Origin of the sequence: Pseudescherichia vulneris NBRC 102420, from assembly GCF_000759795.1 — a bacterium.
Lineage (GTDB): Bacteria > Pseudomonadota > Gammaproteobacteria > Enterobacterales > Enterobacteriaceae > Pseudescherichia > Pseudescherichia vulneris.
In genome coordinates this window covers 119,928-145,100 of record NZ_BBMZ01000015.1, presented here as the reverse complement: position 1 = coordinate 145,100, position 25,173 = coordinate 119,928, and the positions used below count along the sequence as shown (strand labels likewise).

Below are 25,173 nucleotides of genomic sequence, written 5' to 3'. Positions count from 1 at the left end.
CCAAACCAGCTTTAGCAGGCTATGGGCAACTTTTAGAATAACCACTATCAATTACCTCAATTGTTCCGTATGAATCTAAATCCTTACCTAGTACTTTCTCTTTTTTTGTATACATTGATCGTACACATTTACTGGTAGAAAAAGAAAGGATGTTTTTATGAAGGTTTTAAAAAAACTAACCAGCATTAAGCAATAGATTATTTACTGAAACAACAGGCTCTTATTGGTTGTTTTTATTAGACTTTTAGATGATTTTAACCCAAGTAAATCAAAGTTTACGGCATATTTACATTCACCAAAAATATAGGCACCTACGATTTTTATTTGTTTCGCTCGCAATCTAACCAAATTAATTGATTAAAAATATAGCACGAACCGCACTAAAAATAAGATCTATTTATGCTTATATGATGAACCTTAGAAACTACTGCTGGATACCAAGGATACTTCATAGATATTTCGTTTCGCCTCAGCCTTAGAAACATAGTAACGGTAGCCCTACTTTTCGTGGTTTGGTTTGTCGCCTGCGCTACGCTTTGGGCGCAAATCTTCCCAATTGAAAACGTCTACTCGCTTGCCCAAATGCTTAGCATCTACGGTGATGAGAACATTTATGATCTGACGGCAGCTCTCAGCATGATGTTCTCAGGAGCGGTTTCGCTGGTGCTAACATGGCTGTCTATTGTGTTTTTAAGACGTCACGCTAGCTACTTAACATCACCCCATCCGCTCCAAAATAAGCACCGACGCGACCAGCACGGCGATGATGCCTAAAAAGGATGAGGTAATAATCAGCGTCTCGGTCAGCATCGGATCGTTCATTTTGTCGTCTCTGTTCTGCGCGATACAGCATTCATAATAGAGCGACATGAACATTCGATGACAGCCAAAGTGGTTTTAAATGAAACTTTTAGGAACTTTCGCAGCGGGGAGAAAAAGTTCTGTTGGCACACGCAGATACGGTAAAGTAAGCGAGCTTATATTTTTGTCTGGAACCTTCTTTTATGTTCGATACCACTCTGTTTATCCTGCTGGGGCTGACTGCCCTCGGATTTATTAGCCACAACACCACCGTTGCCATATCGATCATGGTGCTGATTATGATCCGCATGACCCCGCTGAACGTCTATTTTCCGTGGATTGAGAAACAGGGCCTGACCATCGGGATTATCATCCTGACCATTGGCGTGATGGCTCCAATCGCCAGCGGCACGCTACCTCCCTCAACGCTGCTGCACTCCTTTGTAAACTGGAAGTCACTGATCGCCATTGCGGTAGGGATCTTTGTTTCGTGGCTTGGCGGACGCGGCGTGGCGCTTATGAGCGCGCAGCCCTCGCTGGTGGCAGGGCTGCTGGTAGGGACGGTACTGGGCGTGGCCCTGTTCCGGGGCGTGCCGGTCGGGCCACTGATTGCGGCGGGTCTGGTGTCGCTGCTACTGGGCCGCCAGTAGGCTGCGGCGCTGCCAGCGCTTAACCGCGTGCTCCAGCAGGGTACAGAGCAGGTAGTAGACCAGCCCGGTAAAGATAAATAGCGCCGCCGGGTAGACCTGTACGCGGTTGTTAACCTGCCCCGCAACGGTAGTGAGCTCCGGAACGTTGACGATAAACGCCAGCGACGTGTCTTTCAGCAGCGCAATCAGCAGCCCCACATAGGAGGGGAGCGCGTTGCGCAGCGCCTGCGGAAGCAGCACCCAGCGCAGCAGCTGCACGCTGCTGAAACCGCCTGCCAGCGCCGCCTCATGCTGCCCCTTGGGCAATGAGCCGATAGCAGCCAGCGTGGAGTACATCACCGAGGCGGAGGTAAACCACGCCAGCGCCAGGGTTACGGTCACCGCGCCGGGCAGATCGGCTCCGGTCAGCATCGGCAGCAGAAACCACAGCCAGAAGATGACGAAGATCAGCGGAATGCCACGGATGATCTCCGCCCAGGCAAACAGCACCCGGCGCGGCCAGCCCTTGAAGCGCCAGGCAAAGCAGGCCAGCGCGATCCCGCCAGGAAAGGCCAGCAGCGCCGCCCCGAGGGTCATCAACACCGACAGCAGCACGCCGCCCGGCTCGCCCTGAGCAGCACGGCCCAGCAGCAGATAGTCCAGATTATCAGTAATCACCGTGATATTAGCGATCATCCTGCACCTCCTTGTGCGCCAGCGCCCTCTCCTGCCTCGATGCACGCCACCACATCGGGGCGTTAAATAGCAGGCTCATCACCAACCCCAGCAGCAGATAGAGCACGCTGCCAACGGCAAATGCCTCCAGAGCATGGGCGTTGTAGCTCTCAATCTGCCGGGTCTGATAGGTCAGCTCGGCAAAGCCAATTCCGGTCGCCAGCGAGGAGAGCTTCATCAGGTTCAGATACTGTCCCACTACCGGCTGCCAGGCGTTGCGTAATCCCTGGGGCAGCAGCACCCAGCGAAACAGCGCCAGCTCGCTAAATCCCTGCGATTTCGCCGCCTCAATCTGTCCCTTCGCCACGGCATGCAGCCCGGCCTGGATCTCCTCGACCAGAAAGGCCGCGGTAAACAGGCCCAGCGCCCAGGCGGAACTGAGAAACTCCGGCGTAAACCACCAGACATCGCCCGGCAGGATGCTAAAGGCGTGATCGTCATTAACATACTGGCGAAAACCCAGCGGCAGCAGGTTCCAGGCGGCAAAGTACCAGAACAGCAGCTGAACCAGCAGCGGCGTATTGCGAAACAACGACACCCATACCGCCACGATGCCGCGTCCCACCGCGCCTCCCGCCAGACGGAGGGCCAGCAGCAGCACGGTCAGCGCCGTGGCCAGCACGATGCCAGCGACGGTCACCCAGACAGTGGTGAGAAAACCGGAATAGATCCACTGCGCAGGCTGGCCGGTAAGCACCCCGGCCCAGTCGAGATGGATGTGCATTACAGCTCCCTGCTTTCAGCGTGCAGCGGGTTAAGCACCTTCTGCAGGAAGCGCTGCGCCCGTGGGTGCTGCGGCGCGGTAAAGAACTGCTCCGGTGAAGCCTGCTCAAGGATCTCGCCGCCGTCGATAAAGATCACCCGGTCAGCGATCTCGCGGGCAAACTGCATTTCGTGGGTCACCACGATCAGCGTCATGCCGCTGTGGGCCAGGCTACGCATGACCTGTAACACCTCGCCAATCGTTTCGGGATCGAGCGCCGAGGTCGGCTCGTCAAACAGGATGATGTGCGGCTTTGCTGCCAGCGTGCGGGCGATTGCCACCCGCTGCTGCTGGCCGCCGGAGAGCTGGGACGGCAGGTGGTGGGCTTTATCGCGCAAGCCGACCCGCTCCAGCAGCGCCAGCGCCGTCTCCTCCGCATCACGCGGGGACTGGCCGTGCACTTTGGTTAGCGCCAGAGTGATGTTATCCAGCGCGTTAAGATGGGCATAGAGGTTGAACTGCTGGAAGACGAAACCCACATGACGACGCAGCTCGCGCAGCGCCTTGCCTTTCAGGGTGCTGGTGGGTTTACCGTCAACGTAGATTTCGCCCCCGCTTACCGTCTCAAGCTGGTTAATCAGACGGATTAGCGTTGACTTACCCGAGCCGGACGGCCCGCAGACGGCAAGCACCTCGCCAGCGCGCACCTGAAGATCGATCTGCTTTAACACCGGGTGATCGCCATAGCGCTTGCTGACCTGGCGGAATTCGACCGTGCCCGCCTGCACGGGAAACGCCTCCGTGGCACTGGCCACAGAGGCGGAGAAAAGACCTGCAAACATATTACTTCGCTTCTATTTTAAAGCTGCGCGGCTGGGGCGTTTTGGTCTGCGGACCAAACCAGGCATCGTAAATTTTGGCCGCGTCGCCGCTCTGCTCAAGCTTCACCAGCTCGCTGTTTACCGTGTTCAGCAGTGCCGTTTCACCTTTGGGTACGCCCACGCCAATCTCCTCTTTAGAGAGCAGATCCGGCAGGATTTTAAACTTGGCTTTATCTGGCGCTTCCGCCAGCAGGCCAGCCAGAATAGTGCTGTCCTGGGTGATCGCCTGCACGTTGCCGTTACGCAGAGCGGTCAGGGCCAGCGGAATATCGTCATAGGCCAGCACGCGCGCCTGCGGGAAGCGCTGATGCAGCGCCTGCTCGCCGGTGGTGCCTTTTACCGCACCGATACGCGACTTGCCGTAGGCGTCCAGCTTATCCGCGCCGTCTGCCGCCACCAGGAACTGCTGGCCGGTAACAAAGTACGGCGTGGAGAAGTCGATAACCTGCGCACGCTCTGGCGTAATGGTGATGTCGGCAACGATCAGATCAACCTTGCCAGACTGCAACAGCGGAATACGGTTCGCCGGGTTAGTCGCAACCAGCTCCAGCTTGACACCGAGGCTTTTCGCCAGCGCTTTTGCAAAGTCGACGTCATAGCCCACGATATCATGGGTTTTGGGATCGACTGCGCCAAACGGCGGGTTTGCATCAAAGGTGGCGACTTTCACCACGCCAGCCGACTTAATGTCGGCCAGTTTGTCAGCGTGAGCGGCAAAAGAGAGTGTTGAAAGGAGCGCCAGCGTGGAGAAGGTCCATGCTTTTTTAGTCTGTGTAAACGTTGCCATGCTTAATCCCTGTTATCCCTTGTTATAAGTATTAAGCGCTACGTTCACATAAGCTTTGGCGTCAGACAAATATCAAAAAGTGCATTACATATCCATAAATAGAATAAGGCTATATACGCAGGCGCTGTCCGTTGCTTTCATCGCAGCGAAAAAGCGTTATCCTATCGGCAACGTATTCAATCTGAGAAAACAATGACTAGCCTGACCTCCTCCGGCCGCAAGCAGGGACTGCTGCTGATTGCCGGGATCTTAATGATTGCCACCACCCTGCGCGTGACTTTTACCGGTGCCGCCCCGCTACTGGATGCTATTCGCGCCGACTACGGCCTGACCACGGCGCAAACCGGACTTCTGACCACCCTGCCGCTGCTGGCCTTTGCCCTTATCTCCCCGCTGGCGGCCGGTGCCGCCCGCCGCTTTGGCATGGAGCGCAGCCTCGCCACCGCGCTGATCCTTATTTGTGCAGGTATTGCCCTGCGCTCGCTGCCGTCTGCGACGCTGCTGTTTATCGGTACGGCGATTGTCGGCTGCGGAATTGCGCTGGGTAACGTGCTGCTGCCCGGCCTGATTAAGCGTGACTTCCCCGGCCAGGTCGCAAAGCTGACCGGTGCCTATTCCCTGACGATGGGGGCAGCCGCCGCGCTGGGTTCGGCGCTGGTTGTGCCCCTGGCGCTACACGGATTTGGCTGGCGGGGGGCGCTGCTGATGCTGATGGCGTTCCCACTCGTTGCCCTGCTGCTGTGGCTGCCTCAGACCGGCCGTCGGGCAGCAAGCAGCCTGACCCAAGCGGGTAGCCTGCAAAATCGTGGGATCTGGCGATCGGCGCTGGCCTGGCAGGTGACGCTCTTTCTGGGTATCAACTCGCTGATCTACTACGTGGTTATCGGCTGGCTACCGGCGATCCTGCTGAGCCTGGGCTACAGCGAAACCCAGGCGGGTTCTCTGCATGGCCTATTGCAGCTGGCAACCGCCGCGCCAGGCATTGTTATTCCGCTGATCCTGCATCGCCTGCGCGATCAGCGCAGCATCGCCGCGCTGGTGGCGCTAATGTGCGCCGTCAGCGCCGCCGGGCTGTGGCTGGTTCCCGCCCACGCGGTGCTGTGGACGGTCATCTTTGGTTTCGGCTCGGGCGCGACGATGATCCTCGGTCTGACCTTTATCGGCCTGCGTGCCAGCTCGGCGCATCAGGCGGCGGCGCTCTCCGGCATGGCGCAGTCGGTGGGCTACCTGCTGGCGGCGTTTGGTCCACCGCTGATGGGCAAGATCCACGACGCCAGCGGCGACTGGCGCATTCCGCTGATCGCCTGCGCTCTGCTCGCGGTGGTAATGGCCGTGTTTGGCGTCTTCGCCGGACGCGATCGCGAGATCGACGCCCGGTAAGAGAGAGGTGATGAGAGATTAGTTACTGGCGACGCGCAGCAGCGCATGCACCAGCGGCGCGGGACGTCCGCTTAGCGCGGCACGCTCGTGCTGGAACAGCGTCGCAACAAAGAACGGGTGCGTGATCAGCTCAACGGCGCGCACTTCGCCCTCCTCATCCCAGCCGGTGACGCGCAGATCGGTCTTATCCAGCTCGGCGGCAAACTCTGGCGACACCCCATAGTTACAGTGATAGCCCTCATCAATGGCATCTTTGCCGTAGGCGCGGGCAATCAGCGTATTAGAGCGCAGCTCGATAGTGCCGGTCTGCTCCACCAGCGAGCAGGCCAGCGGCGTCACCACCATCCGTCCTTCACTGTCGGTTTCAGCATGCGCCGCATCGTCCCAGCCCATGACGTTGCGCGCGTACTCAATTAACGCATGCTGGAATCCGCCGCAGGTACCGAGAAACGGCACGCTGTTCTCGCGGGCATAGCGAATCGCCGTGAACGCGCCCTGAGCATTTTTATAGGGGCTAGCGGGTACAACCCAAATGGCGTCGTAGCCTACCAAATCCTCTTCGCTGGCGATCTCATCGGTTGCCAGCCAGTCATAGTCAGCCGTCAGTTCCTGCACGGCGGCGGCATCATCAATCGCCAGAGGGATCGCCTGATGCGCAACAACGTCAGGGTTATAGTCGCCTACGAGGGCAATACGTAGCGTTTTTTTCAAAGGAGTGTGTTCCATGCGGGAGTCCTTATGTCAGGGGCAAATTACGGATAACACAAGGAGCCTCAGATTACCGATCTTTTACAGGTATCACAATACCTTAAAATAGGTGGGCGACGGATGACAGCATTTTTCATACTGCTGTATTACCCTGTGGCTATTGTCACCTTGCCCTATGTAGACCATGAAAACCAAGATCCTCGTGAGCGCCTGCCTGATGGGCTTTAAGGTGCGCTACAACGGCAGTGAAAAGCAGGCGGTAGAGGCCACACTGGCGCGCTGGCAACAGGAGGGACGGCTGGTGATCCACTGTCCTGAGCTGGCAGCCGGTCTGCCGGTGCCGCGTCTGTCGGCGGAAATTAGCGGCGGTACTGGGATCGACGTAATGCGTAATGCGGCCCGCATTACAGAGAGCGACGGTACCGATGTGACCGGGCACTATCAGCTGGCCGCCTGGCTGGCACTACGTGCGGCGCAGGAGGCAGGCTGTCGCGCCGCGCTGTTAACCGACGGCAGCCCGACCTGCGGCAGCCGCGCTATTTACGACGGCAGCTTTAGCGGTCAGCGCCAGCCGGGAATGGGCGTGGCCGCGGCACTGCTGGCTGAACACGGCATTAAGGTATTTTCAGAGCAGGAACTGCCCGCGCTCATTGCCTGGATCAACGCGCACGATGCAAATTAGCACCACTCGCGGGCTTCTTCTTCTTCCGGCAAGGAATCTGGCAGAAGCGGCATCAGGTGCTCGGCGCGAACAAACGCAAAACCGTGCTGGCCGTCAAAGGCCACAACGTCCCCGGTGACCAGCCATAGCGCACGTGGGGCGGTAACCGGCATGTCGGTCATCACGCCGTTAACCGGGTTCAGGAAACGGTCTCCCGGCTGGCACAGCGCAAACAGCTCCACGGATTTACCAATATTGCGGCGTCCAGCTGGAGTTTGTGCGCCAATAATCATTGCCAGGCTGCCCGGTTTTAACTGAAACATAGCTCTCTCGTTCACAGAAAAATAGAATTTGCGGTTAGGATAATTCCTAAGCGAAATTTTACTCCGAGAGACAGGTCATTGTCACCACAGTAATTCATGCCTGCGATCAAAACCTCAGCTGATTTCAGATAGAGGAGAAAACATGATATATGAATCCGCCACTTTTCATGGTTTACTATGCGGACAGCGTAAATATTAACCATAACGTATAAGGGTTTTTTGCCTCTATACCGGAGTAAAAGATAGTCATGTCAGATATTATTCTGGCTCGCGTCTCGGAAACGCTCGCAAGTGAACAAACCGTTGAAAGTCTGGTTCGCCAGCTGCTGGAGATGCTTGAGCTGGTAACCGAGATGGAGTCAACCTACCTGACCAAAATCGATATTGATGCCCGCCTGCAGCACATCCTGTATGCCCGAAACAGTAAGCAGATGAATATCCCTGAGGGGCTCTCTGTGCCCTGGGGCGATACGCTCTGCAAGCGCGCTCTGGATGATGAGTGCTTTTTCAGCAATGACGTGGCTACGCACTGGAGCGACTGCGGCCCTGCTCGCGCGCTGGGCATCAAAACCTATCTCAGCACGCCCGTTCATCTGGCGGATGGGACGCTGTACGGCACGCTCTGCGCGGCCAGCGCCGAAACCCATGCGCTAAGCGTGCGGGCAAATCAGGTTCTGCAGCTCTTTGCCGGGCTGATCTCTCAGGCGATCCAGAAGGAGTCGCTGGTGGCGCAGCTGCGGGAAGCCAACGCGGCGCTGATTTCCCACTCCTACACCGATGCGCTCACCGGCTTGCCTAATCGACGGGCGATATTCGATAACCTCACTACCCTTTTCTCGCTGGCGCGCCATCTGGATGTGCCGGTGATCATCGCTTTTATCGATCTCGATAACTTTAAGTCAATCAACGACAGCTTTGGCCATGACGTGGGCGATCTCTTTTTAGTCCAGGTGGGCCAGCGGATCATACGTCAGTGCGACGCCAACGACATCGCTGGCAGGCTGGGCGGCGATGAGTTCATGCTTGCCTGTCCAGGTAGCGCACGCGGGAAAAGCGACGAGACCTATCTTAGCGAGCTGAAAGCGCGCTTGAGCGGTCACATTACCGGCGACTATAGCCTGGGGGATGTACGGATCTATTACCCCGGTGCCAGCATTGGTATTGTTGAGGTTGACCCGACGCAGACCGACGCCGATACTGCCCTGCGCATGGCCGATGTCGCCATGTATCAGGAGAAGAAAGGGCGGCAAAAAAGCCCCTTTATCGTTCTGGATTAATTCAATATTTAAAGATCTTTCAGGAGCATGGCGTGAAAAAAACAACGGTTATTATGCTGATCGTGGCGATTGTTGTCGTTGCCGGTACGCAGTTGGGCTGGTGGTAATCCCTCTCGTATACCCTATTTCTTTATATCGTCTACCTGCGCTGGCTAGTAGATGAGATATTAATTTAGTGTTACAAATAATATTGCGTCGGTACGGATTTTACTGTTTTAGATCCTCATCTGAGCAGGAGCTCATACATGTTCAGCGGACTCAGCAAGAACGAAACCAAAAGGCTGGCGGCGCTTGCCCTCTTACGCAAGCACGACAAAGCGCGAGATACCGCTCTTGGCGAGTTTGCGAGTCTGGCCAGCGATATAATGGGCGTTAATAGCTGCTTCGTCACTATTTTCGACGACCAGTACCAATATATTAAATATGTAAAGAACATCTCCCAGCTGCCCATAAAATCCGCGATCCCTGAAACGATGTGTCAATATGCCGTTACCAGCGCCGAGCCGGTTTTCTGCTCCGACACCCGTACCGACAGTCGCTTTGCCGATCATTTTCTGGTTACCACAGGACAGGCCATCTTCTATGCCGCTGCTCCCCTACAAACAAAGGACGGGTTTGTACTGGGTACGCTGTGCGTTAGCCATACTCAACCGGTCACGGCTACCTCGGCGCAGATTGAAAACTTCCTGCGCATTGCCGCCCTTGCCAGCACCTATCTTGAAGCTTGGTATTCGCTGGGCCGCGTGGATGGCCTGACCGGATTGCCTAACCGTCAGTCTCTTTTAAAAGAGATAGAGACGCTGGTGCTGGATAACAACACGCAGCCCTGGTCGCTGATCCTCTTCGACTGTATTGATATGCCCCGCGCCTATGAACTGACGCGCTATCTTGGTCTACCTGCGGTAGAGAAGATGCTGCGTGGATTTGGCCCCCTGCTGCGCCTGCGCCTGAAGCTGCCTTCGCGAATGACGCTGTTTGCCTTTGCGCCAGGACGTTATGCCGTGCTCGTAGACGCCGCGATCGGCCAGACGCTAATCCAAAGGGCAGGTTGTCTACCGGATATCGATGCGCAGATCCGTGGCGACATTGGTATTCACCTGAAGGTAAGTACCGGCTACGTCAACTTCATTCCGCAGGATAACGATCCGCATGAAATTTTGCGCCAGGGCATCAGCGCCCTGCATGAGGCGATGCGCGAGCAAATTCCTGTTCTGGCCTTCGATCCTCTTCTCGATCAGAAGCGCAATAACCACTTCCGGCTGCTGCACGATCTGAGCGAAGCAATCAAAGCGCCGGATCAGCTCTATATGGTCTATCAGCCGAAAATTTCACTGCATACCGGCCTGACTCAAGGCTGTGAAGCACTGCTTCGCTGGCATCATCCGGTACAGGGCAACGTGCCGCCATCTACCATTGTTCAGCTGGCAGAGAAGACCAGCCTGATGACGGATATTACGCAATGGGTCATCAAAACCGTGATTATCCAGCTCCAGGCCTGGCGCAAAGCCGGAATCGACCTGCCTATTTCCATTAACGTCACGGTAAGCGACTTCTCGCGCCGGGGTTTTGCTGACGAGCTGGAGAAGAGCCTGATGGGTGCCGGGCTTACGGTAGCGGATCTGCGTATCGAATGTCTGGAGACCGAGAAGGTGCTGGAGAGCGATGAAGCACTGTACGAGCTGGGTCAGTTGAAAAAGAGAGGCTTTAAAATCCTGCTGGATGATTTCGGCGCAGGCTATAGCAACATCAGCTATCTGCGACGCATTCCCTTCGACGTGATAAAGCTCGATCGCTCGCTGATCAGCCAGATTGTCTCCGACTCCGATAGCCGAATTATCGCCCGCAACGTCATCTCGATGCTGAAGGATTTGAACTATCTGGTTCTTGCTGAAGGAATTGAAGACAGGCAGACGGCTATGATGCTGAAGGAGTACGGCTGTGACGAGGCGCAGGGGTATTACTTCTCCAGGCCGATTTCCGCAGCGGAGATCCCGGCCTGGCTGGCAAAGGGCAGCGCAGTGGATAAGCTGCCCGGCCTACTGCGACATGGAACCTATTAGCGTTTACTCAGCGCCAGCTTAGCGGCAAAGAGAATAAACAGCGTGCCGGTGGTGCGATCCATCCAGCGTATTACCGCGCTGCGTTTCAGGAAACGACCGAGCGGACGCGTCGCCAGAATCAGCACCGTTGACCAGGTCTGCCCCAGCACAACATGGATCGCCACCAGCCCAAAGGTCCAGGCGATGAGAGGCTGACCGTGGGGAATGAACTGCGGTAAAAAGGAGACGTAGAAGACGCCCATCTTGGGGTTTAGCAGATTACCCAGCAGCCCCTTCATAAACCCGTTCTGCCTTGCCTTGGGTGCCTCGCCCTCTGCCGCCGCGGTTAACCCGCCTCCGCGGCTCAGCAGCATATTTACTCCCAGCCAGCAGAGGTAAGCCGCGCCGCAGTATTTCAGAATGGAATAGGCCAGCTCAGAGACGGCGATCAGCGCCCCCAGACCAAACGCCACCATCGCGCCCCAGATAAAGCACCCGGCATTAATACCCAGCGCAACTTTAAACGCCTGGGCTCGACTCTCGACCGAGGCGGTACGCAGGACCAGTGCGGTATCCAGCCCAGGGGTCAGGGTAAGCAGAGCAGCGGCCAGCGTAAACGCCAGCAGGGAGTCATATAGGGTCAAGCTGTGTCTCCATGGATATGTAAAAGATGCCTAATCATACTTTACGTCAGGCAAGTGCGGTCTATACTTCTCTCATTGTAAATGCCCGGCAATGTTCATGAAATGATTGCCCTCTGGCACACACCATTTTTGGTAGTTTTTAGTTCATTGAATTGGTTTAAACTCTCCGTCACGTAACCGAAAGGACGCAACGATGAATGTATCAAGCAGAACGGTAGTCTTGCTGAATGTGTTAGCTGCAGCAGGTCTCTTTCTGACCCTTTACTCTAAGTACAACTGGTTCTGATACTGTTTCAGAGCGGGTTGTAGGGTGATAATAGAAAACGGGAGCCGACTGGCTCCCGTTTTTTTATAGTTTAAAAAGTGGGTAATGCGTATCTCACCGTCCCCCAGTAACCCGATTCCCCATCCGTAACTTTTTTCCAACCTGCGCGTTCGAGCTCTTTGGCTATCAGCTTGTTCATTATGCCGTGCCCCATGCTGAAAACCTGTTCGTGCTCATGGGCGAGTGCTGTCAGGTGATCCGCGACTCTTTTAGCGCGCTGTTGAGCATCTGCGCATGACTCACTCTTTGACGACGCACCCGCTAGCCAGAGCAGCCTGAAGAATACCAGCCAGAGTGAAGGCGGCAGTTTAATCGCCGGTACGTTAAAGATCGGAAGTGGGGCCTCGCTCAACTCATTTAAAATGAAATTTGGCTTTACGCCCAACGTATGAAGAGAAGAAACAGCGCGAGGCAGCGGACTGCTCACAATAAGGTTACTGTTTTGGCACGCTGCTTTTGCGGCAGATGCAGGCGATCCAGAAATACGTGACGCATCGTAGGCAGATACCCACTCCCGCATACCTGTCGCATTTACCCTGCCAGACTTTTTCAAATCGGGTTTGCCATGCCTGACTAACGTAATCTCCATTGCGGATACCTTCCTTCTCATTATCAAACAGCTCTAATAAATCAGCAGATTAGCATTTTCAGTGGGAGAGCAGGAAACTTTGTCAAAAGGACAGATAACGCGCAGTGCCCCTCCGGCATCCGATTATTTTCAGCTACGCTTCTTAAGTAAAATTTTAATTTTCTCAGGAGAGCGCATGCCGCCATTAACGTCCCCGCTTAACGCCGACCTCAAACGTTCCCTGCTCGCCACCCTTCCGCTGGGCATAGGTATGATGGCGGCAATTGATGAGGTGGTCTTCCATCAACTTCTGGCCTGGCATCACTTTTTTGACTGGGGCACCCCGGCGTTCAGCCTGCTGTCGGATGGGTTGCTGCACTCCGCAGAGCTGATTCTATTTGTGCTCGGTTTTTTTATGTTTACCAAGCTCTATCGTCGCGGCGTGCTTAATCGAACGGCAGCATGGGCGGGCTTCGTTTTGGGGATGGGGGGTTTTCAGCTGTTTGACGGCATTGTCGATCACAAGCTGCTCAGGCTGCATCAGATCCGCTACGTTGAAAACGTTCTGCTTTACGATGTTATCTGGAACGGGGCTGCCCTGCTGCTGTTGCTGGTAGGCTATCTGCTCTTTCGCCGCGCGCGCCGTACGGCCAGGGGTTAAGTCGTGGAGCCGATGATGCATCATCCAGAAGGCGCACCTTCAGCCGCGCTGTTTATTCTTCTGGTCATTGTTCCTGTAGCGCTGCTTGGCTTGTATCTGTTCGCCGCTTTGCGGATACGCCGTACCGCCCGCTGGAGCGGCTGGCGCATCGCCAGCTTTACCGCCGGAACCCTGCTGATTGTGGCCGCCATGCTGCCGCCGCTGGCAAGCTGGGCCCATCACGATCTGCGCGGTCATATGGTGCAGCATCTCTTTTTAGGTATGTTTGGGCCGCTTGGACTGGTATTTGGCGCGCCGGGGTCGCTTTTGCTGCGCAGCGTTTCAGCCCGAACGGCTCGCGGTATTATGAATTTTCTTCGCATCCGTCCGATACGTTTTTTGATCCACCCGGTTACCGCTGCGTTTCTGGATATAGGCGGCATGTATCTGCTTTATCTAACGCCCTTTTACACGTTGAGCATGGGCGACCCCGTGCTATTTGTTTTGCTACACGTGCATTTTGTCCTCTCCGGCTACCTGTTTACCTGGTCTGTCGCCGGGCCGGATCCTGCCCCCCATCGTCCGTCGAGAAATCTACGGCTGATAGTGATTTTCTTAGCTACCGCCGCGCATGCAATCCTCGGCAAACTGATGTACGGCTATGGCTACCCGCAGGGCACCTCGGCCAGTATTGAGGAGATTCAGGCAGCGGCGCAGTGGATGTATTACGGCGGCGACCTGGCCGAGTTTCTCATTATCATCGGCTTTTTTGCGGCCTGGTTCCGCCAGCGCAGCGCCCTGCCAGGTGCTTTGAAGGGGTATTAATGCCGACGAGAGGAAAGCATTGGGGCTCCATTTACTCAACGCTAAAATAGTTTAGCTCTTCAATTCGCCTCTTCTTCATATTGATTCTGCACTGAATGAGTAACACGGGATACAAAGGCGCAGAGGCGCTTATCCTGGACGTGGCAAGTTCACAAAACTGCGCGCTCTCTTTCTGCCAGTTTTTTTGATTGCTGATAAATGCCTCTTTGTTTTGTTTGACAATGTCAGAGTTGCTATTTTCATAATCAACGTTGGGTAGAAGCCAATCATCAGACTGAACTGTAGCTAACGATCTATCAAAAGCGGCCTTCATTGCTTTATCTACTTCGCTCTCTTCATCTTTAAGACAATCAATGTACGTTGATAAATCGTCATTGCCTGACCTTTTACTTTGGCAAAACTCGCTCTCTGGGCCAGTTAACATTTCTTCTATCCCGGCGGCAAAAAGCGGCTGGGCAGTTAATAATAAAATGACCAGTAGTTTTTTCCTGATGAAGAACATTAAACTCTTTCAACCCTATGAGCAATTTCTGAGAATAATGCTACGCTTGCCTAAAGACCGATTCTTTGATTTCAATCAGAAATAATGGCAGAATGACTCTCGTTTACAGCATTCTGCTCTGTAAATCCTCATGATAATTAGCGCTTATCGTTATTAACTCTCTTAATATCCACCACACTTTTTGCGTAACGCCATTGAATTTGTTAATAGTAAAGTGTCATTATCTTTCACAACTGAGCAGTCGCCAACTTTACTGGGCTGGATAATAGATGTTGGAACATATACTAGCGAGGTTAGGGTTATTTATCGGGCTTTTCGGTAGTATTCTTATTTTTATCTCTTTCCTAATTTACTTGGCTAACAAAAAAAGCTATGAAAATTTAGTTTCACTTTTTAAAGAAAAATATACGTTTCCAGCGCCAGGTTCATTTTATCATATGTTGGGTTTTTTCGGTGTTTTTCCAGTAAGCAGGTTTTTTATCAAACTGAGTAAGAAGAAAAAAATTTCCTTTCTTAAACAGAGCGATCCGGCCTATAGCTTTTTTGAAGAAAATGATTTAAAAATCCAACCGTGGATGAATTATCTATCTTATATGTGGGTTACAGCAACGGTAGCTTACCTGATTTCTGCAATAGCAGGTGTTATTTTATCTCTTATCCATTAGTCAGCATCCCAGCCATAAAAAAAGGGAGCACACCGGCTCCCTTTGTCATCTAATCCAAAGTCTGGATTACATGTTTTCGATGATCGCGTCACCAAACTCTGAGCATTTCAGCAGCTTAGCGTCGTCCATCAGACGTTCAAAGTCATAGGTCACGGTTTTATTGTTAATCGCGCCTTCCATGCCTTTAACGATCAGGTCTGCGGCTTCGAACCACTCCATATGACGGAGCATCATCTCTGCGGAGAGGATGATTGAGCCTGGGTTCACTTTGTCCTGACCTGCGTATTTCGGTGCAGTACCGTGGGTTGCTTCGAACAGCGCGCATTCGTCGCCAATGTTCGCGCCCGGTGCGATACCGATCCCGCCAACCTGGGCTGCCAGGGCGTCGGAGATGTAGTCACCGTTGAGGTTCATACAGGCAATCACGTCGTACTCGGCCGGACGCAGCAGGATCTGCTGCAGGAACGCATCGGCGATCACATCTTTAATGATGATCTCTTTGCCGGTGTTCGGGTTTTTGATCTTCTGCCACGGGCCGCCGTCGATCAGCTCACCGCCGAACTCTTCCTGTGCCAGCTGGTAGCCCCAGTCTTTGAAGGCGCCTTCGGTGAACTTCATGATGTTGCCTTTGTGCACCAGGGTCACGGAGTCACGATCGTTGGTGACCGCATACTCAATGGCAGCGCGCACTAAACGCTTAGTACCCTCTTCCGAGCACGGCTTGATGCCGATACCGCAATGTTCCGGGAAGCGAATTTTCTTCACGCCCATCTCTTCGCGCAGGAACTTGATCACTTTCTCAGCGTCAGCGCTGTCGGCTTTCCACTCAATACCGGCATAGATATCTTCGGAGTTCTCACGGAAGATCACCATGTCGGTCAGTTCCGGGTGTTTAACCGGGCTTGGCGTACCCTGATAATAACGTACCGGGCGCAGGCAGACATACAGGTCCAGCTCCTGGCGCAGGGCGACGTTCAGGGAACGAATACCACCGCCGACTGGCGTCGTCAACGGACCTTTGATTGCTACACGATACTCACGGATCAGATCCAGGGTTTCGGTCGGCAGCCAGACGTCCTGGCCATACACCTGGGTCGATTTCTCACCGGTATAAATTTCCATCCAGGAAATTTTACGCTCACCGTTGTAGGCCTTTTGCACAGCGGCATCAACCACCTTGATCATCGGCGGCGTGACGTCCACACCGATACCATCACCTTCGATAAACGGGATGATCGGATTGTTTGGCACGTTCAGCTTGCCGTCTTGCAGGGTGATCTTACTACCTTCCGCCGGAACAACTACTTTGCTTTCCATTCACCTCTCCTTCGAGTTCGAGCGTGTTTTCGTTCTGCTGTTTTGTTAATAAATTGTAATGGGCCTGTCAATACTAACTGATTGTCGGCTGGCATGAAAGGCGCAAGTTATTCCGCTATAATGCGGCAATTGATAACATCTGAAAATACCATGCGCAAAACTTCTTTTATAGATCACCGGGTTAAGCGATTCAGCTCACAACAACCCACTCAACGTCACGGCAAAAACCACCCAAAGCGGGTGATTTTGTTCAATAAACCCTACGATGTGTTGCCGCAGTTTACCGACGAGGCCGGGCGCAGCACGCTGAAGGATTTTATCCCCGTCGCCGACGTCTACGCCGCAGGCCGTCTGGACCGTGATAGCGAAGGGCTGCTGGTGCTGACCAACGACGGCGCACTGCAGGCGCGGCTAACGCAGCCGGGCAAGCGCACCGGAAAGATCTACTACGTTCAGGTGGAAGGCGAACCCGGCGAGGACGCGCTAGCGGCGCTGCGCAACGGGGTGACGCTCAACGATGGCCCCACCCTACCTGCCGGCGTCGAATTGGTTAGCGAGCCTGACTGGCTGTGGCCACGTAATCCGCCGATCCGCGAGCGAAAATCCATTCCTACCGCCTGGCTGAAAATCACCCTCTATGAAGGGCGTAACCGCCAGGTGAGACGCATGACCGCGCACGTAGGTTTTCCCACGCTGCGCCTGATCCGTTACGCTATGGGAAATTACACGCTGGATAATCTCGCCAACGGTGAGTGGCGAGATATTGCTGAATAAGGATGAAAGTATGTTTAAACCGCACGTTACCGTTGCCTGCGTAGTGCATGCCCAGGGCAAGTTTCTGGTTGTTGAAGAGACCATCAACGATAAAGCGCTCTGGAATCAGCCTGCCGGACACCTTGAGGCCAATGAAACCCTGGTGCAGGCCGCCGCGCGCGAGCTGTGGGAAGAGACCGGCATTGATGCCATTCCCCAGCACTTTATTCGCATGCACCAGTGGATTGCGCCGGACAACACCCCCTTCCTGCGCTTTCTGTTTGCCATTGAGCTTAACGAAACGTGCGCTACCTGGCCTAACGATGGCGATATCGATCGCTGTCTGTGGGTCACTGCCGATGAGATTTTAACCGCCTCTAACCTGCGCTCGCCGCTGGTGGCGGAGAGTATCCGCTGCTACCAGAGCGGTCAGCGCTACCCGCTGGCGCTGATCGGCGAATTTAACTGGCCTTTTACAAGTGATGCCTGAGGCGCGCTGGCATGATAGAATACGCCGCCTTGAAGTTTAATGTCGCGAGTATTCTATGTCTGAAAGCCCAAAAAAAGTGATCGTCGGGATGTCCGGCGGTGTCGACTCTTCCGTCTCTGCCTACCTGCTGCAACAGCAGGGTTATAAGGTGGAAGGCCTGTTCATGAAGAACTGGGAAGAGGATGACGGCGAGGAATACTGCACCGCCGCCGCCGATCTTGCGGATGCGCAAGCGGTGTGCGACAAGCTCGGCATTGAGCTGCACACCGTAAACTTTGCCGCAGAGTACTGGGATAACGTCTTTGAGCACTTCCTCGAAGAGTACAAGGCTGGCCGCACGCCAAACCCGGATATCCTCTGTAACAAAGAGATCAAATTCAAAGCCTTCCTGGAGTTCGCCGCCGAAGATCTCGGCGCGGACTATATCGCTACTGGCCACTACGTGCGCCGGGCAGACATCGATGGCAAAAGCCAGCTGCTGCGCGGGCTGGACGGCAACAAAGACCAGAGCTACTTCCTCTATACCCTCGGCCACGAACAGATCGCCCAGAGCCTCTTCCCGGTCGGCGAGCTGGAGAAGCCCGAGGTGCGTAAAATTGCCGAGGAGCTGGGTCTGATCACCGCTAAGAAGAAAGATTCCACCGGGATCTGCTTCATCGGTGAGCGCAAATTCCGCGAGTTCCTGGGGCGCTACCTGCCTGCCCAGCCGGGTAAAATCATTACCGTTGACGGGGACGAGATTGGCGAGCACCAGGGGCTGATGTATCACACCCTTGGCCAGCGTAAGGGCCTTGGCATCGGCGGCACCAAAGAGGGCAGCGAAGATCCATGGTACGTGGTCGATAAAGACGTTGAGAACAACGTGCTGATCGTCGCCCAGGGTCACGATCACCCGCGCCTGATGTCGGTGGGCCTGATTGCCCAGCAGCTGCACTGGGTCGATCGCAACACCTTTACCGGCACGCTGCACTGCACGGTAAAAACGCGCTATCGCCAGACGGATATCCCCTGCACCGTCACCGCACTGGATGACGAGCGTATCGAGGTCCGTTTTGACGAGCCGGTGGCTGCCGTTACGCCAGGCCAATCCGCTGTCTTCTACAGCGGGGAAGTGTGCCTGGGCGGCGGCATTATTGAGCAGCGTCTGCCGCTGCCGGTTTAACGTAGAACATTCTCCCCGTGGCGCGTATGGCTGCGGGGATACAAGGAGTGAGTGTGGCGAAGAACTATTATGATATCACCATCGCGCTGGCAGGGATCTGCCAGTCGGCTCGTCTGGTGCAGCAGCTGGCGCACCAGGGAACCTGCGATTCCGACGCCCTGCATGTCTCGCTGAACAGCGTTATCGATCAGAATCCGGACTCCACGCTGGCGGTGTTTGGCGGTAGTGAAGCCAACCTGCGCATGGGTCTCGAAACCCTGCTGGGCGTGCTCAACGCCAGCAGCCGCGAAGGGCTGAACGCCGAGCTGACCCGCTACACGCTGAGCCTGATGGTGCTGGAGCGTAAACTCGCCGCCAGTAAAGGCGCGATGGATAACCTTGGCAACCGCATTGCCGGGCTGTCACGCCAGCTCGAACACTTCGATCTGCACTCCGACACCCTGTTAAGCGCGATGGCCGCGATCTATGTTGATGTCATTAGTCCCCTCGGCCCGCGTATTCAGGTTACCGGCTCCCCGGCAGTGCTGCAAAGCGCTCAGGTGCAGGCGAAAGTTCGCTCCTCGCTGCTTGCCGGGATCCGCGCCGCCGTGCTCTGGCACCAGGTGGGCGGTGGTCGTCTGCAGCTGATGTTTTCCCGTAATCGTCTGTCTACGCAGGCGAAACAAATTCTTGCTCATTGTTAACGTCCCGGAGTTTTGTCTTATGGAATTATCCTCACTGACCGCCGTTTCCCCTGTCGATGGACGCTACGGCGATAAAGTCAGCGCACTGCGCGAGATCTTCAGCGAGTTCGGCCTGCTGAAGTTTCGCGTTCAGGTAGAAGTACGCTGGCTGCAAAAGCTGGCGGCACATGCAGCTATCAAGGAAGTTCCTGCTTTTGCTGCCGACGCAAACGGTTACCTAGATAAGATTGTCGCGGAGTTCAGTGAAGAAGACGCCGCACGCATTAAAACCATTGAGCGCACCACTAACCACGACGTGAAAGCGGTCGAGTATTTTCTGAAAGAGAAAGTGGCTGACGTACCGGCTCTGCATGCGGTCTCTGAGTTCATCCACTTCGCCTGCACCTCGGAAGATATCAACAACCTCTCTCACGCTCTGATGCTGCATACCGCGCGGGAAGAGGTGGTTCTGCCCTACTGGCGCAAGATTATCGATGCGGTAAAAGATCTGGCGGTACAGTATCGCGATATCCCGCTGCTCTCTCGCACCCACGGCCAGCCGGCCACGCCGTCAACGATGGGCAAAGAGATGGCCAACGTGGCCTACCGCATGGAGCGTCAGTTCCGCCAGCTTGCTCAGGTGGAGATCCTCGGTAAGATCAACGGCGCGGTGGGTAACTATAACGCCCACATCGCAGCCTACCCGGAAGTGGACTGGCACCAGTTCAGCGAGGAGTTTGTGACCTCCCTTGGCATCCAGTGGAACCCCTACACCACCCAGATCGAGCCGCACGACTATATCGCCGAGCTGTTTGACTGCATGGCGCGCTTCAACACCATCCTGATCGACTTCGACCGTGACGTTTGGGGGTATGTCGCCCTGAACCACTTCAAGCAGAAGACCATCGCCGGTGAAATCGGCTCGTCCACCATGCCGCACAAGGTTAACCCTATCGACTTCGAAAACTCCGAAGGCAACCTGGGCCTCTCCAACGCGCTGCTCCAGCACCTGGCGAGCAAACTGCCGGTCTCCCGTTGGCAGCGCGATCTTACCGACTCCACGGTGCTGCGTAACCTTGGCGTGGGCATCGGCTACGCGCTGATCGCCTATCAGTCAACCCTGAAAGGCGTGAGCAAGCTGGAAGTGAACCGCGATCGTCTGCTCGACGAACTGGATCACAACTGGGAAGTGCTGGCTGAGCCGATCCAGACGGTGATGCGCCGCTACGGTATCGAAAAGCCATACGAGAAGCTGAAAGAGCTGACCCGCGGCAAGCGCGTTGATGCCGAAGGCATGAAGCAGTTTATCGATAGCCTGGCGCTGCCAGAGGAAGAGAAAACCCGCCTCAAAGCCATGACCCCTGCCAACTACATTGGCCGAGCCATCACTATGGTTGATGAGCTGAAATAATCCCCTGCCTTTTAGCCCGCTCTCGTTTAGTGAGCGGGCTGCTTCTCCGCTGGTTTACTCTCCGTTGATTTCAATCGCATCATAATTACGTATTCGCGTTAAACTATTTACAACAAGAATTTATGGGAGCCCGGACAATGCGCGTACTCGTCGTAGAGGATAACTCTTTGCTGCGCCACCACCTCAAAGTTCAGTTGCAGGAGCTGGGGCACCAGGTCGACGCCGCCGAAGATGCAAAGGAAGCGGATTACTACTTAAATGAACACCTTCCCGATATCGCCATCGTCGATCTCGGCCTGCCGGATGAGGATGGACTGTCGCTGATCCGCCGCTGGCGTAGCCATGATGTCGCCCTGCCCGTGCTGGTGCTCACCGCCCGCGAAGGGTGGCAGGATAAGGTTGAGGTGCTGAGCGCCGGGGCTGATGATTACGTCACCAAGCCGTTTCATATTGAAGAGGTGGCCGCTCGAATGCAGGCCCTGATGCGCCGCAACGGTGGTCACGCCTCGCAGGTTATCTCTATGCCGCCGTTCCAGGTCGATCTTTCGCGTCGGGAGCTGTCCATTGACGATGAGGTGATCAAGCTGACCGCCTTCGAGTACACCATTATGGAGACGCTGATCCGCAACAGCGGCAAGGTGGTGAGCAAAGATGCCCTGATGCTACAGCTCTACCCGGACGCCGAGCTGCGAGAGAGCCATACCATCGACGTGCTCATGGGTCGCCTGCGCAAAAAGATCCAGGCCCAGTATCCCCATGAGGTGATCAATACCGTGCGCGGCCAGGGCTATCTGTTCGAACTGCCTTCATGAAGAGGCTTCGGCGGCACCTGCTGCCGCTCTCCCTGCGGGTCCGCTTCTTGCTCGCCACGGCAGCCGTCGTACTGGTGCTCTCCCTCTCCTACGGTATGGTGGCGCTGGTGGGCTACAGCGTCAGCTTCGACAAAACCACCTTTCGTCTGCTGCGCGGCGAGAGCAACCTTTTCTATACGCTCTCTAAGTGGGACAACCAGCGCTTTAGTATTGAGATACCTGAAAATCTGAATCTGCAAGGTCCCACCGTGGCGCTGATCTATGACCAGCAGGGGCAGCTGCTGTGGTCCCAGCGCAGCGTGCCGTGGTTGGTTCAGCGCATCCGCCCTGAGTGGCTAAAGAGCGATGGCTTCCATGAGATCGAGGCCGACGCCGACGCCACCAGCACCCTGATCAGCGGCGATCCCTCGGCGCAGAAAGCCCTCAGCGATCTGCGCGCGGACGACAACGATAGCGAAACCACCCACTCGGTGGCGGTGAACTACTTCCCGGCGACGGCCCATATGCCACCGATGACCATTGTGGTGATCGACACCGTGCCCGATGAGCTTAAGCAGGCGCATCAGGTGTGGAACTGGTTTATCTACGTGGTGATGGCTAACCTGCTGCTGGTTATTCCCCTGCTGTGGATAGCCGCGCGCTGGAGCCTGCGCCCTATCGAAGCGCTGGCTAAAGAGGTGCGCGAGCTGGAGGAGCACCACCGTGAGCGCCTGAACCCCGTCACCTCACGCGAGCTGGTCAGCCTGGTGCGTAACCTCAATCGCCTGGTGAAGAGCGAGCGCGAGCGCTACGACAAGTACCGTACCACCCTCACCGATCTGACCCATAGCCTGAAAACCCCGCTGGCGGTATTGCAAAGCACGCTACGCTCGTTACGCAGCAATAAGCTGAGCGTGAACGACGCCGAGCCGGTGATGCTGGAGCAGATCAGCCGTATCTCCCAGCAGATTGGTTACTATCTGCATCGGGCCAGCATGCGCGGCGGCAGCGTTATGCTCAGCCGCGAGCTGCACCCGGTGGCGGCCATGCTGGATAGCCTCACCTCGGCGTTGAATAAGGTCTACCAGCGTAAAGGAGTGGCGATTACCCTCGATATCTCCCCAGAAATTAGCTTTGTCGGCGAGAAAAACGATCTGATGGAGGTGATGGGTAACCTGCTGGATAACGCCTGCAAATATTGCCTGGAGTTTGTTGAGGTCTCCGCCCGGCAGTCTGACGATCGACTGCATATCATCGTTGACGATGATGGCCCCGGCATTCCTGTAAGCCTGCGGGAGACCATTTTTGACCGTGGTCAGCGGGCCGATACGCTGCGCCCCGGCCAGGGAGTAGGCCTAGCCGTCGCCCGGGAGATCGTGGAGCAGTACGGCGGGGAGATCGTGACCGGGGAAAGTCCGCTTGGTGGCGCGCGGATGGAGGCTATATTTGCCCGCCAACAGGAGAGCGCCGGGGATAATTAACGAATTAAGCATCCAGCCAGGCCGCCATCCGTTATAATCCGAGTCAGACACAAGACCAGGAAACTCATATGGAATATCAATTAACACTCGACTGGCCCGATTTTATTCAGCGTTACTGGCAAAAGCGCCCGGTAGTGCTGAAGCGCGGCCTGGCCAACTTTATCGATCCCCTCTCGCCGGACGAGCTGGCTGGGCTGGCGATGGAGAGCGAAGTCGACAGCCGCCTGGTCAGTCATCAGGATGGTAAATGGAACGTCAGCCACGGTCCGTTTGAGAGCTACGATCACCTGGGTGAAACCAACTGGTCGCTGCTGGTGCAGGCGGTGGATCACTGGCACGAGCAGAGTGCTGCTCTGATGCGCCCCTTCCGGGCGCTGCCGGACTGGCGTATTGACGATCTGATGATCTCGTTCTCGGTACCGGGCGGCGGCGTGGGCCCGCATCTCGACCAGTACGATGTGTTTATCATTCAGGGCACCGGCCGCCGCCGCTGGCGCGTGGGCGATAAGGTGCCGATGAAGCAGCACTGCCCGCATCCGGATCTGCTGCAGGTCGATCCTTTTGAAGCGATCATTGATGAAGAGCTGGAGCCGGGTGATATCCTCTATATTCCCCCTGCCTTCCCGCACGAGGGCTACTCCCTTGAAAACTCAATGAACTACTCGGTGGGCTTCCGTGCGCCAAGCGGTCGGGAGATGATCAGCGGCTTTGCGGACTATGTTCTGCAGCGCGAGCTGGGCAGCCATCGCTATAGCGATCCGGACGTACCGTCGCGTGAGCATCCGGCGGATATTCTGCCTCAGGAGCTGGATAAGCTGCGCGGAATGATGCTTGAGCTGATTAATCAGCCGGCACAGTTCCAGCAGTGGTTCGGTGAGTTTATCTCCCAGTCGCGCCACGAGCTGGACGTCTCTCCGCCGGAGCCGCCCTATCAGCCGGATGAGATCTACGATGCGCTGCAGCAGGGTGACAAGCTGGTGCGTCTCGGCGGCCTGCGCGTGCTGCGCGTTGGCGAAGAGATATTTGTAAACGGTGAGAAGGTCGATTCCCCGCACCGCCCGGCCCTCGCCGCGCTGGCAAACCATATCGTGGTGACCGCCGACACCCTCGGCGACGCACTGGACGACCCGTCGTTCCTCGCCATGCTCGCCGCGCTGGTTAACAGCGGCTACTGGTTCTTCGAAGATTAATTGTCGGTAACGTAACGCCCGGCGGCGCGCCGCTTGCCGGGCCTACAAAAACACCGCAGCCTCACTACCGTAGGCCGGGCAAACGCAGTGCCGCCCGGCGGTTCAGTGCCAATACATCAACGCCCGGCGCCGCGCCGCTTGCCGGGCCTACAAAAACACCCCAGCCTCAACACCGTAGGCCGGGCAAACGCAGTGCCGCCCGGCGGTTCATTGCTAACACATCAACGCCCTGCGGCGCGCCGCTTGCCGGGCCTACAAAACCGCCGCAGCCTCAACACCGTAGGCCGGGCAAACGCAGTGCCGCCCGGCGGTTCATTGCCAACAGATCAACGCCGCTCTCCGGCGGTAAACTCGCTATAATTCCCCGCCCAATCCAACGGATACAATCCGTTCTGCACGTCTCGATGGAAGGTGGAATAAGGCCAGTCTTGCACCCGCGTGACCCAGCCGTGCTTTACCGGATTGATATAGATGTAATCCATATGCCGCCGGTAATCCTCTTCATTGCGTAAGGTATGCTCCCAGAATCGGGGCTGCCAGATTCCATTTGTTTGCAGCATCCGGGTGAAATGCTTTTTGATGTCGCGCCAGCGGCCCGAGTAATCACTGTCTTCAGCCGGGAGCGTCCAGATACAATGCATATGCTCGGGCAGAACAACCCAGCCGTTAATCAAAAACGGCTTACGACGCTTCACCTGCGCCGTTGCCAAACGCAATGCGTCAATATGCCTGACCAGCAAATCGCTATAGCGGTTGCGCAGGTTCACGGTGAAAAACCAGCTTCCGCCGGGAACGTAATGACGACAATAGTGTGACAAGCGCC

Annotated in this window: 29 protein-coding genes; 17 read left to right on the top strand and 12 right to left on the bottom strand. The window is 55.7% G+C overall.

Annotated elements, in window-relative coordinates:
• Window positions 1–717: 717 nt before the first annotated feature.
• Window positions 718–870 (bottom strand): small membrane protein YoaI, encoded by a 153-nt coding sequence (gene yoaI / locus EV102420_RS22510; RefSeq protein WP_165570667.1) that lies wholly within the window; start codon window positions 868–870, stop codon window positions 718–720.
• A 134-nt stretch (window positions 871–1,004) separates the two neighbouring features.
• On the opposite strand from yoaI, the gene EV102420_RS14390 reads away from it, so the two are divergent.
• Window positions 1,005–1,451, top strand: a complete 447-nt coding sequence (locus EV102420_RS14390; RefSeq protein ID WP_042392920.1) for a DUF441 domain-containing protein — start codon at window positions 1,005–1,007, stop codon at window positions 1,449–1,451.
• Here the strand turns inward: EV102420_RS14390 and EV102420_RS14385 are convergent.
• Genes EV102420_RS14385 through EV102420_RS14370 form a run of 4 tightly spaced genes read right to left on the bottom strand, consistent with a single transcriptional unit; the run spans window position 1,434 to window position 4,536 of the window.
• Entirely contained in the window at window positions 1,434–2,126 is a 693-nt protein-coding gene (locus EV102420_RS14385) for an amino acid ABC transporter permease (protein WP_042392918.1), read from the bottom strand. The genes EV102420_RS14390 and EV102420_RS14385 overlap by 18 nt on opposite strands.
• Window positions 2,116–2,889 carry an amino acid ABC transporter permease gene (locus tag EV102420_RS14380; RefSeq protein ID WP_042392915.1) on the bottom strand — a complete coding sequence of 258 codons (774 nt, stop codon included), beginning with the start codon at window positions 2,887–2,889 and terminating at the stop codon, window positions 2,116–2,118. The genes EV102420_RS14385 and EV102420_RS14380 overlap by 11 nt, the downstream gene beginning before the upstream one ends.
• Window positions 2,889–3,710 (bottom strand): amino acid ABC transporter ATP-binding protein, encoded by an 822-nt coding sequence (locus EV102420_RS14375; RefSeq protein WP_042392913.1) that lies wholly within the window; start codon window positions 3,708–3,710, stop codon window positions 2,889–2,891. Before EV102420_RS14375 ends, EV102420_RS14380 begins: the two co-directional genes overlap by 1 nt.
• A gap of 1 nt (window position 3,711) precedes the next feature.
• Window positions 3,712–4,536, bottom strand: coding sequence for an ABC transporter substrate-binding protein (locus EV102420_RS14370; protein ID WP_042392910.1), 825 nt, complete (start codon window positions 4,534–4,536; stop codon window positions 3,712–3,714).
• Window positions 4,537–4,728: 192 nt separating this feature from the next.
• On the opposite strand from EV102420_RS14370, the gene EV102420_RS14365 reads away from it, so the two are divergent.
• Entirely contained in the window at window positions 4,729–5,916 is a 1,188-nt protein-coding gene (locus tag EV102420_RS14365) for a CynX/NimT family MFS transporter (RefSeq protein WP_042392907.1), read from the top strand.
• A gap of 18 nt (window positions 5,917–5,934) precedes the next feature.
• On the opposite strand, the gene EV102420_RS14360 is transcribed toward EV102420_RS14365, so the two are convergent.
• Entirely contained in the window at window positions 5,935–6,642 is a 708-nt protein-coding gene (locus tag EV102420_RS14360; protein WP_042392904.1) for a CTP synthase C-terminal region-related (seleno)protein, read from the bottom strand.
• A 166-nt stretch (window positions 6,643–6,808) separates the two neighbouring features.
• Between EV102420_RS14360 and EV102420_RS14355 the strand changes: the two genes are divergently transcribed.
• Entirely contained in the window at window positions 6,809–7,306 is a 498-nt protein-coding gene (locus EV102420_RS14355; RefSeq protein WP_042392902.1) for a 2-thiouracil desulfurase family protein, read from the top strand.
• Here the strand turns inward: EV102420_RS14355 and EV102420_RS14350 are convergent.
• The gene (locus tag EV102420_RS14350) at window positions 7,303–7,608 is read right to left on the bottom strand and encodes a hypothetical protein (RefSeq protein WP_042392899.1); all 306 of its coding nucleotides are present in this window, start codon (window positions 7,606–7,608) and stop codon (window positions 7,303–7,305) included. The genes EV102420_RS14355 and EV102420_RS14350 overlap by 4 nt on opposite strands.
• A 248-nt stretch (window positions 7,609–7,856) precedes the next feature.
• Here EV102420_RS14350 and EV102420_RS14345 point away from each other — a divergent pair, with 248 nt between their 5' ends.
• Window positions 7,857–8,885 carry a GGDEF domain-containing protein gene (locus EV102420_RS14345; RefSeq protein ID WP_042392897.1) on the top strand — a complete coding sequence of 343 codons (1,029 nt, stop codon included), beginning with the start codon at window positions 7,857–7,859 and terminating at the stop codon, window positions 8,883–8,885.
• Between the two features lie 245 nt (window positions 8,886–9,130).
• Entirely contained in the window at window positions 9,131–10,945 is a 1,815-nt protein-coding gene (locus tag EV102420_RS14340) for a sensor domain-containing diguanylate cyclase (RefSeq protein WP_042392895.1), read from the top strand.
• Here EV102420_RS14340 and EV102420_RS14335 read toward each other — a convergent pair.
• A complete protein-coding gene (locus tag EV102420_RS14335) occupies window positions 10,942–11,568 on the bottom strand; it encodes a LysE family translocator (protein ID WP_042392893.1) in 627 nt (208 codons plus the stop codon). The genes EV102420_RS14340 and EV102420_RS14335 overlap by 4 nt on opposite strands.
• 193 nt (window positions 11,569–11,761) lie before the next feature.
• Here EV102420_RS14335 and yncL point away from each other — a divergent pair, with 193 nt between their 5' ends.
• Window positions 11,762–11,854 (top strand): stress response membrane protein YncL, encoded by a 93-nt coding sequence (gene yncL / locus EV102420_RS21490; RefSeq protein ID WP_072015273.1) that lies wholly within the window; start codon window positions 11,762–11,764, stop codon window positions 11,852–11,854.
• A gap of 70 nt (window positions 11,855–11,924) precedes the next feature.
• Here yncL and EV102420_RS14330 read toward each other — a convergent pair whose 3' ends face one another.
• Window positions 11,925–12,482: a histidine phosphatase family protein gene (locus tag EV102420_RS14330; RefSeq protein ID WP_042392892.1), complete on the bottom strand. Its 558-nt coding sequence runs from the start codon at window positions 12,480–12,482 to the stop codon at window positions 11,925–11,927.
• A 175-nt stretch (window positions 12,483–12,657) separates the two neighbouring features.
• Between EV102420_RS14330 and EV102420_RS14325 the strand changes: the two genes are divergently transcribed.
• The gene (locus EV102420_RS14325) at window positions 12,658–13,122 is read left to right on the top strand and encodes a DUF2243 domain-containing protein (RefSeq protein ID WP_042392891.1); all 465 of its coding nucleotides are present in this window, start codon (window positions 12,658–12,660) and stop codon (window positions 13,120–13,122) included.
• A 12-nt stretch (window positions 13,123–13,134) separates the two neighbouring features.
• Window positions 13,135–13,926: a cytochrome c oxidase assembly protein gene (locus EV102420_RS14320; RefSeq protein WP_042393009.1), complete on the top strand. Its 792-nt coding sequence runs from the start codon at window positions 13,135–13,137 to the stop codon at window positions 13,924–13,926.
• A 31-nt stretch (window positions 13,927–13,957) separates the two neighbouring features.
• On the opposite strand, the gene EV102420_RS14315 is transcribed toward EV102420_RS14320, so the two are convergent.
• Window positions 13,958–14,428, bottom strand: a complete 471-nt coding sequence (locus EV102420_RS14315; protein WP_052512369.1) for a lysozyme inhibitor LprI family protein — start codon at window positions 14,426–14,428, stop codon at window positions 13,958–13,960.
• A 269-nt stretch (window positions 14,429–14,697) separates the two neighbouring features.
• Here EV102420_RS14315 and EV102420_RS14310 point away from each other — a divergent pair, with 269 nt between their 5' ends.
• Window positions 14,698–15,093 carry a hypothetical protein gene (locus EV102420_RS14310; protein ID WP_042392889.1) on the top strand — a complete coding sequence of 132 codons (396 nt, stop codon included), beginning with the start codon at window positions 14,698–14,700 and terminating at the stop codon, window positions 15,091–15,093.
• A gap of 66 nt (window positions 15,094–15,159) precedes the next feature.
• Here the strand turns inward: EV102420_RS14310 and icd are convergent, their stop codons facing one another.
• On the bottom strand, window positions 15,160–16,410 hold the full coding sequence (icd, locus tag EV102420_RS14305; protein ID WP_042392888.1) for an NADP-dependent isocitrate dehydrogenase: 1,251 nt from the start codon (window positions 16,408–16,410) through the stop codon (window positions 15,160–15,162).
• A 120-nt stretch (window positions 16,411–16,530) separates the two neighbouring features.
• Here icd and rluE point away from each other — a divergent pair, with 120 nt between their 5' ends.
• The 8 genes from rluE to EV102420_RS14265 all read left to right on the top strand — a co-directional run bounded on the left by rluE (window position 16,531) and on the right by EV102420_RS14265 (window position 24,350).
• Window positions 16,531–17,184 (top strand): 23S rRNA pseudouridine(2457) synthase RluE, encoded by a 654-nt coding sequence (gene rluE, locus EV102420_RS14300; RefSeq protein ID WP_042392887.1) that lies wholly within the window; start codon window positions 16,531–16,533, stop codon window positions 17,182–17,184.
• 10 nt (window positions 17,185–17,194) lie between these two features.
• Complete coding sequence (locus EV102420_RS14295; RefSeq protein ID WP_042392884.1) at window positions 17,195–17,653, top strand: NUDIX hydrolase; 459 nt, start codon at window positions 17,195–17,197, stop codon at window positions 17,651–17,653.
• Between the two features lie 55 nt (window positions 17,654–17,708).
• The gene (gene mnmA, locus EV102420_RS14290; protein WP_042392882.1) at window positions 17,709–18,815 is read left to right on the top strand and encodes a tRNA 2-thiouridine(34) synthase MnmA; all 1,107 of its coding nucleotides are present in this window, start codon (window positions 17,709–17,711) and stop codon (window positions 18,813–18,815) included.
• Window positions 18,816–18,868: 53 nt separating this feature from the next.
• Complete coding sequence (gene hflD, locus EV102420_RS14285; protein ID WP_042392879.1) at window positions 18,869–19,498, top strand: high frequency lysogenization protein HflD; 630 nt, start codon at window positions 18,869–18,871, stop codon at window positions 19,496–19,498.
• Between the two features lie 19 nt (window positions 19,499–19,517).
• Window positions 19,518–20,888 (top strand): adenylosuccinate lyase, encoded by a 1,371-nt coding sequence (purB, locus tag EV102420_RS14280; protein WP_042392877.1) that lies wholly within the window; start codon window positions 19,518–19,520, stop codon window positions 20,886–20,888.
• A 137-nt stretch (window positions 20,889–21,025) separates the two neighbouring features.
• Window positions 21,026–21,700 carry a two-component system response regulator PhoP gene (phoP, locus tag EV102420_RS14275; RefSeq protein WP_042392876.1) on the top strand — a complete coding sequence of 225 codons (675 nt, stop codon included), beginning with the start codon at window positions 21,026–21,028 and terminating at the stop codon, window positions 21,698–21,700.
• Entirely contained in the window at window positions 21,697–23,160 is a 1,464-nt protein-coding gene (phoQ, locus tag EV102420_RS14270; protein WP_042392873.1) for a two-component system sensor histidine kinase PhoQ, read from the top strand. The genes phoP and phoQ overlap by 4 nt, the downstream gene beginning before the upstream one ends.
• 68 nt (window positions 23,161–23,228) lie before the next feature.
• Window positions 23,229–24,350 carry a ribosomal protein uL16 3-hydroxylase gene (locus tag EV102420_RS14265; protein WP_042392870.1) on the top strand — a complete coding sequence of 374 codons (1,122 nt, stop codon included), beginning with the start codon at window positions 23,229–23,231 and terminating at the stop codon, window positions 24,348–24,350.
• Between the two features lie 326 nt (window positions 24,351–24,676).
• Here EV102420_RS14265 and EV102420_RS14260 read toward each other — a convergent pair whose 3' ends face one another.
• Window positions 24,677–25,168 carry an REP-associated tyrosine transposase gene (locus EV102420_RS14260; RefSeq protein WP_042392868.1) on the bottom strand — a complete coding sequence of 164 codons (492 nt, stop codon included), beginning with the start codon at window positions 25,166–25,168 and terminating at the stop codon, window positions 24,677–24,679.
• Window positions 25,169–25,173 lie beyond the last annotated feature (5 nt).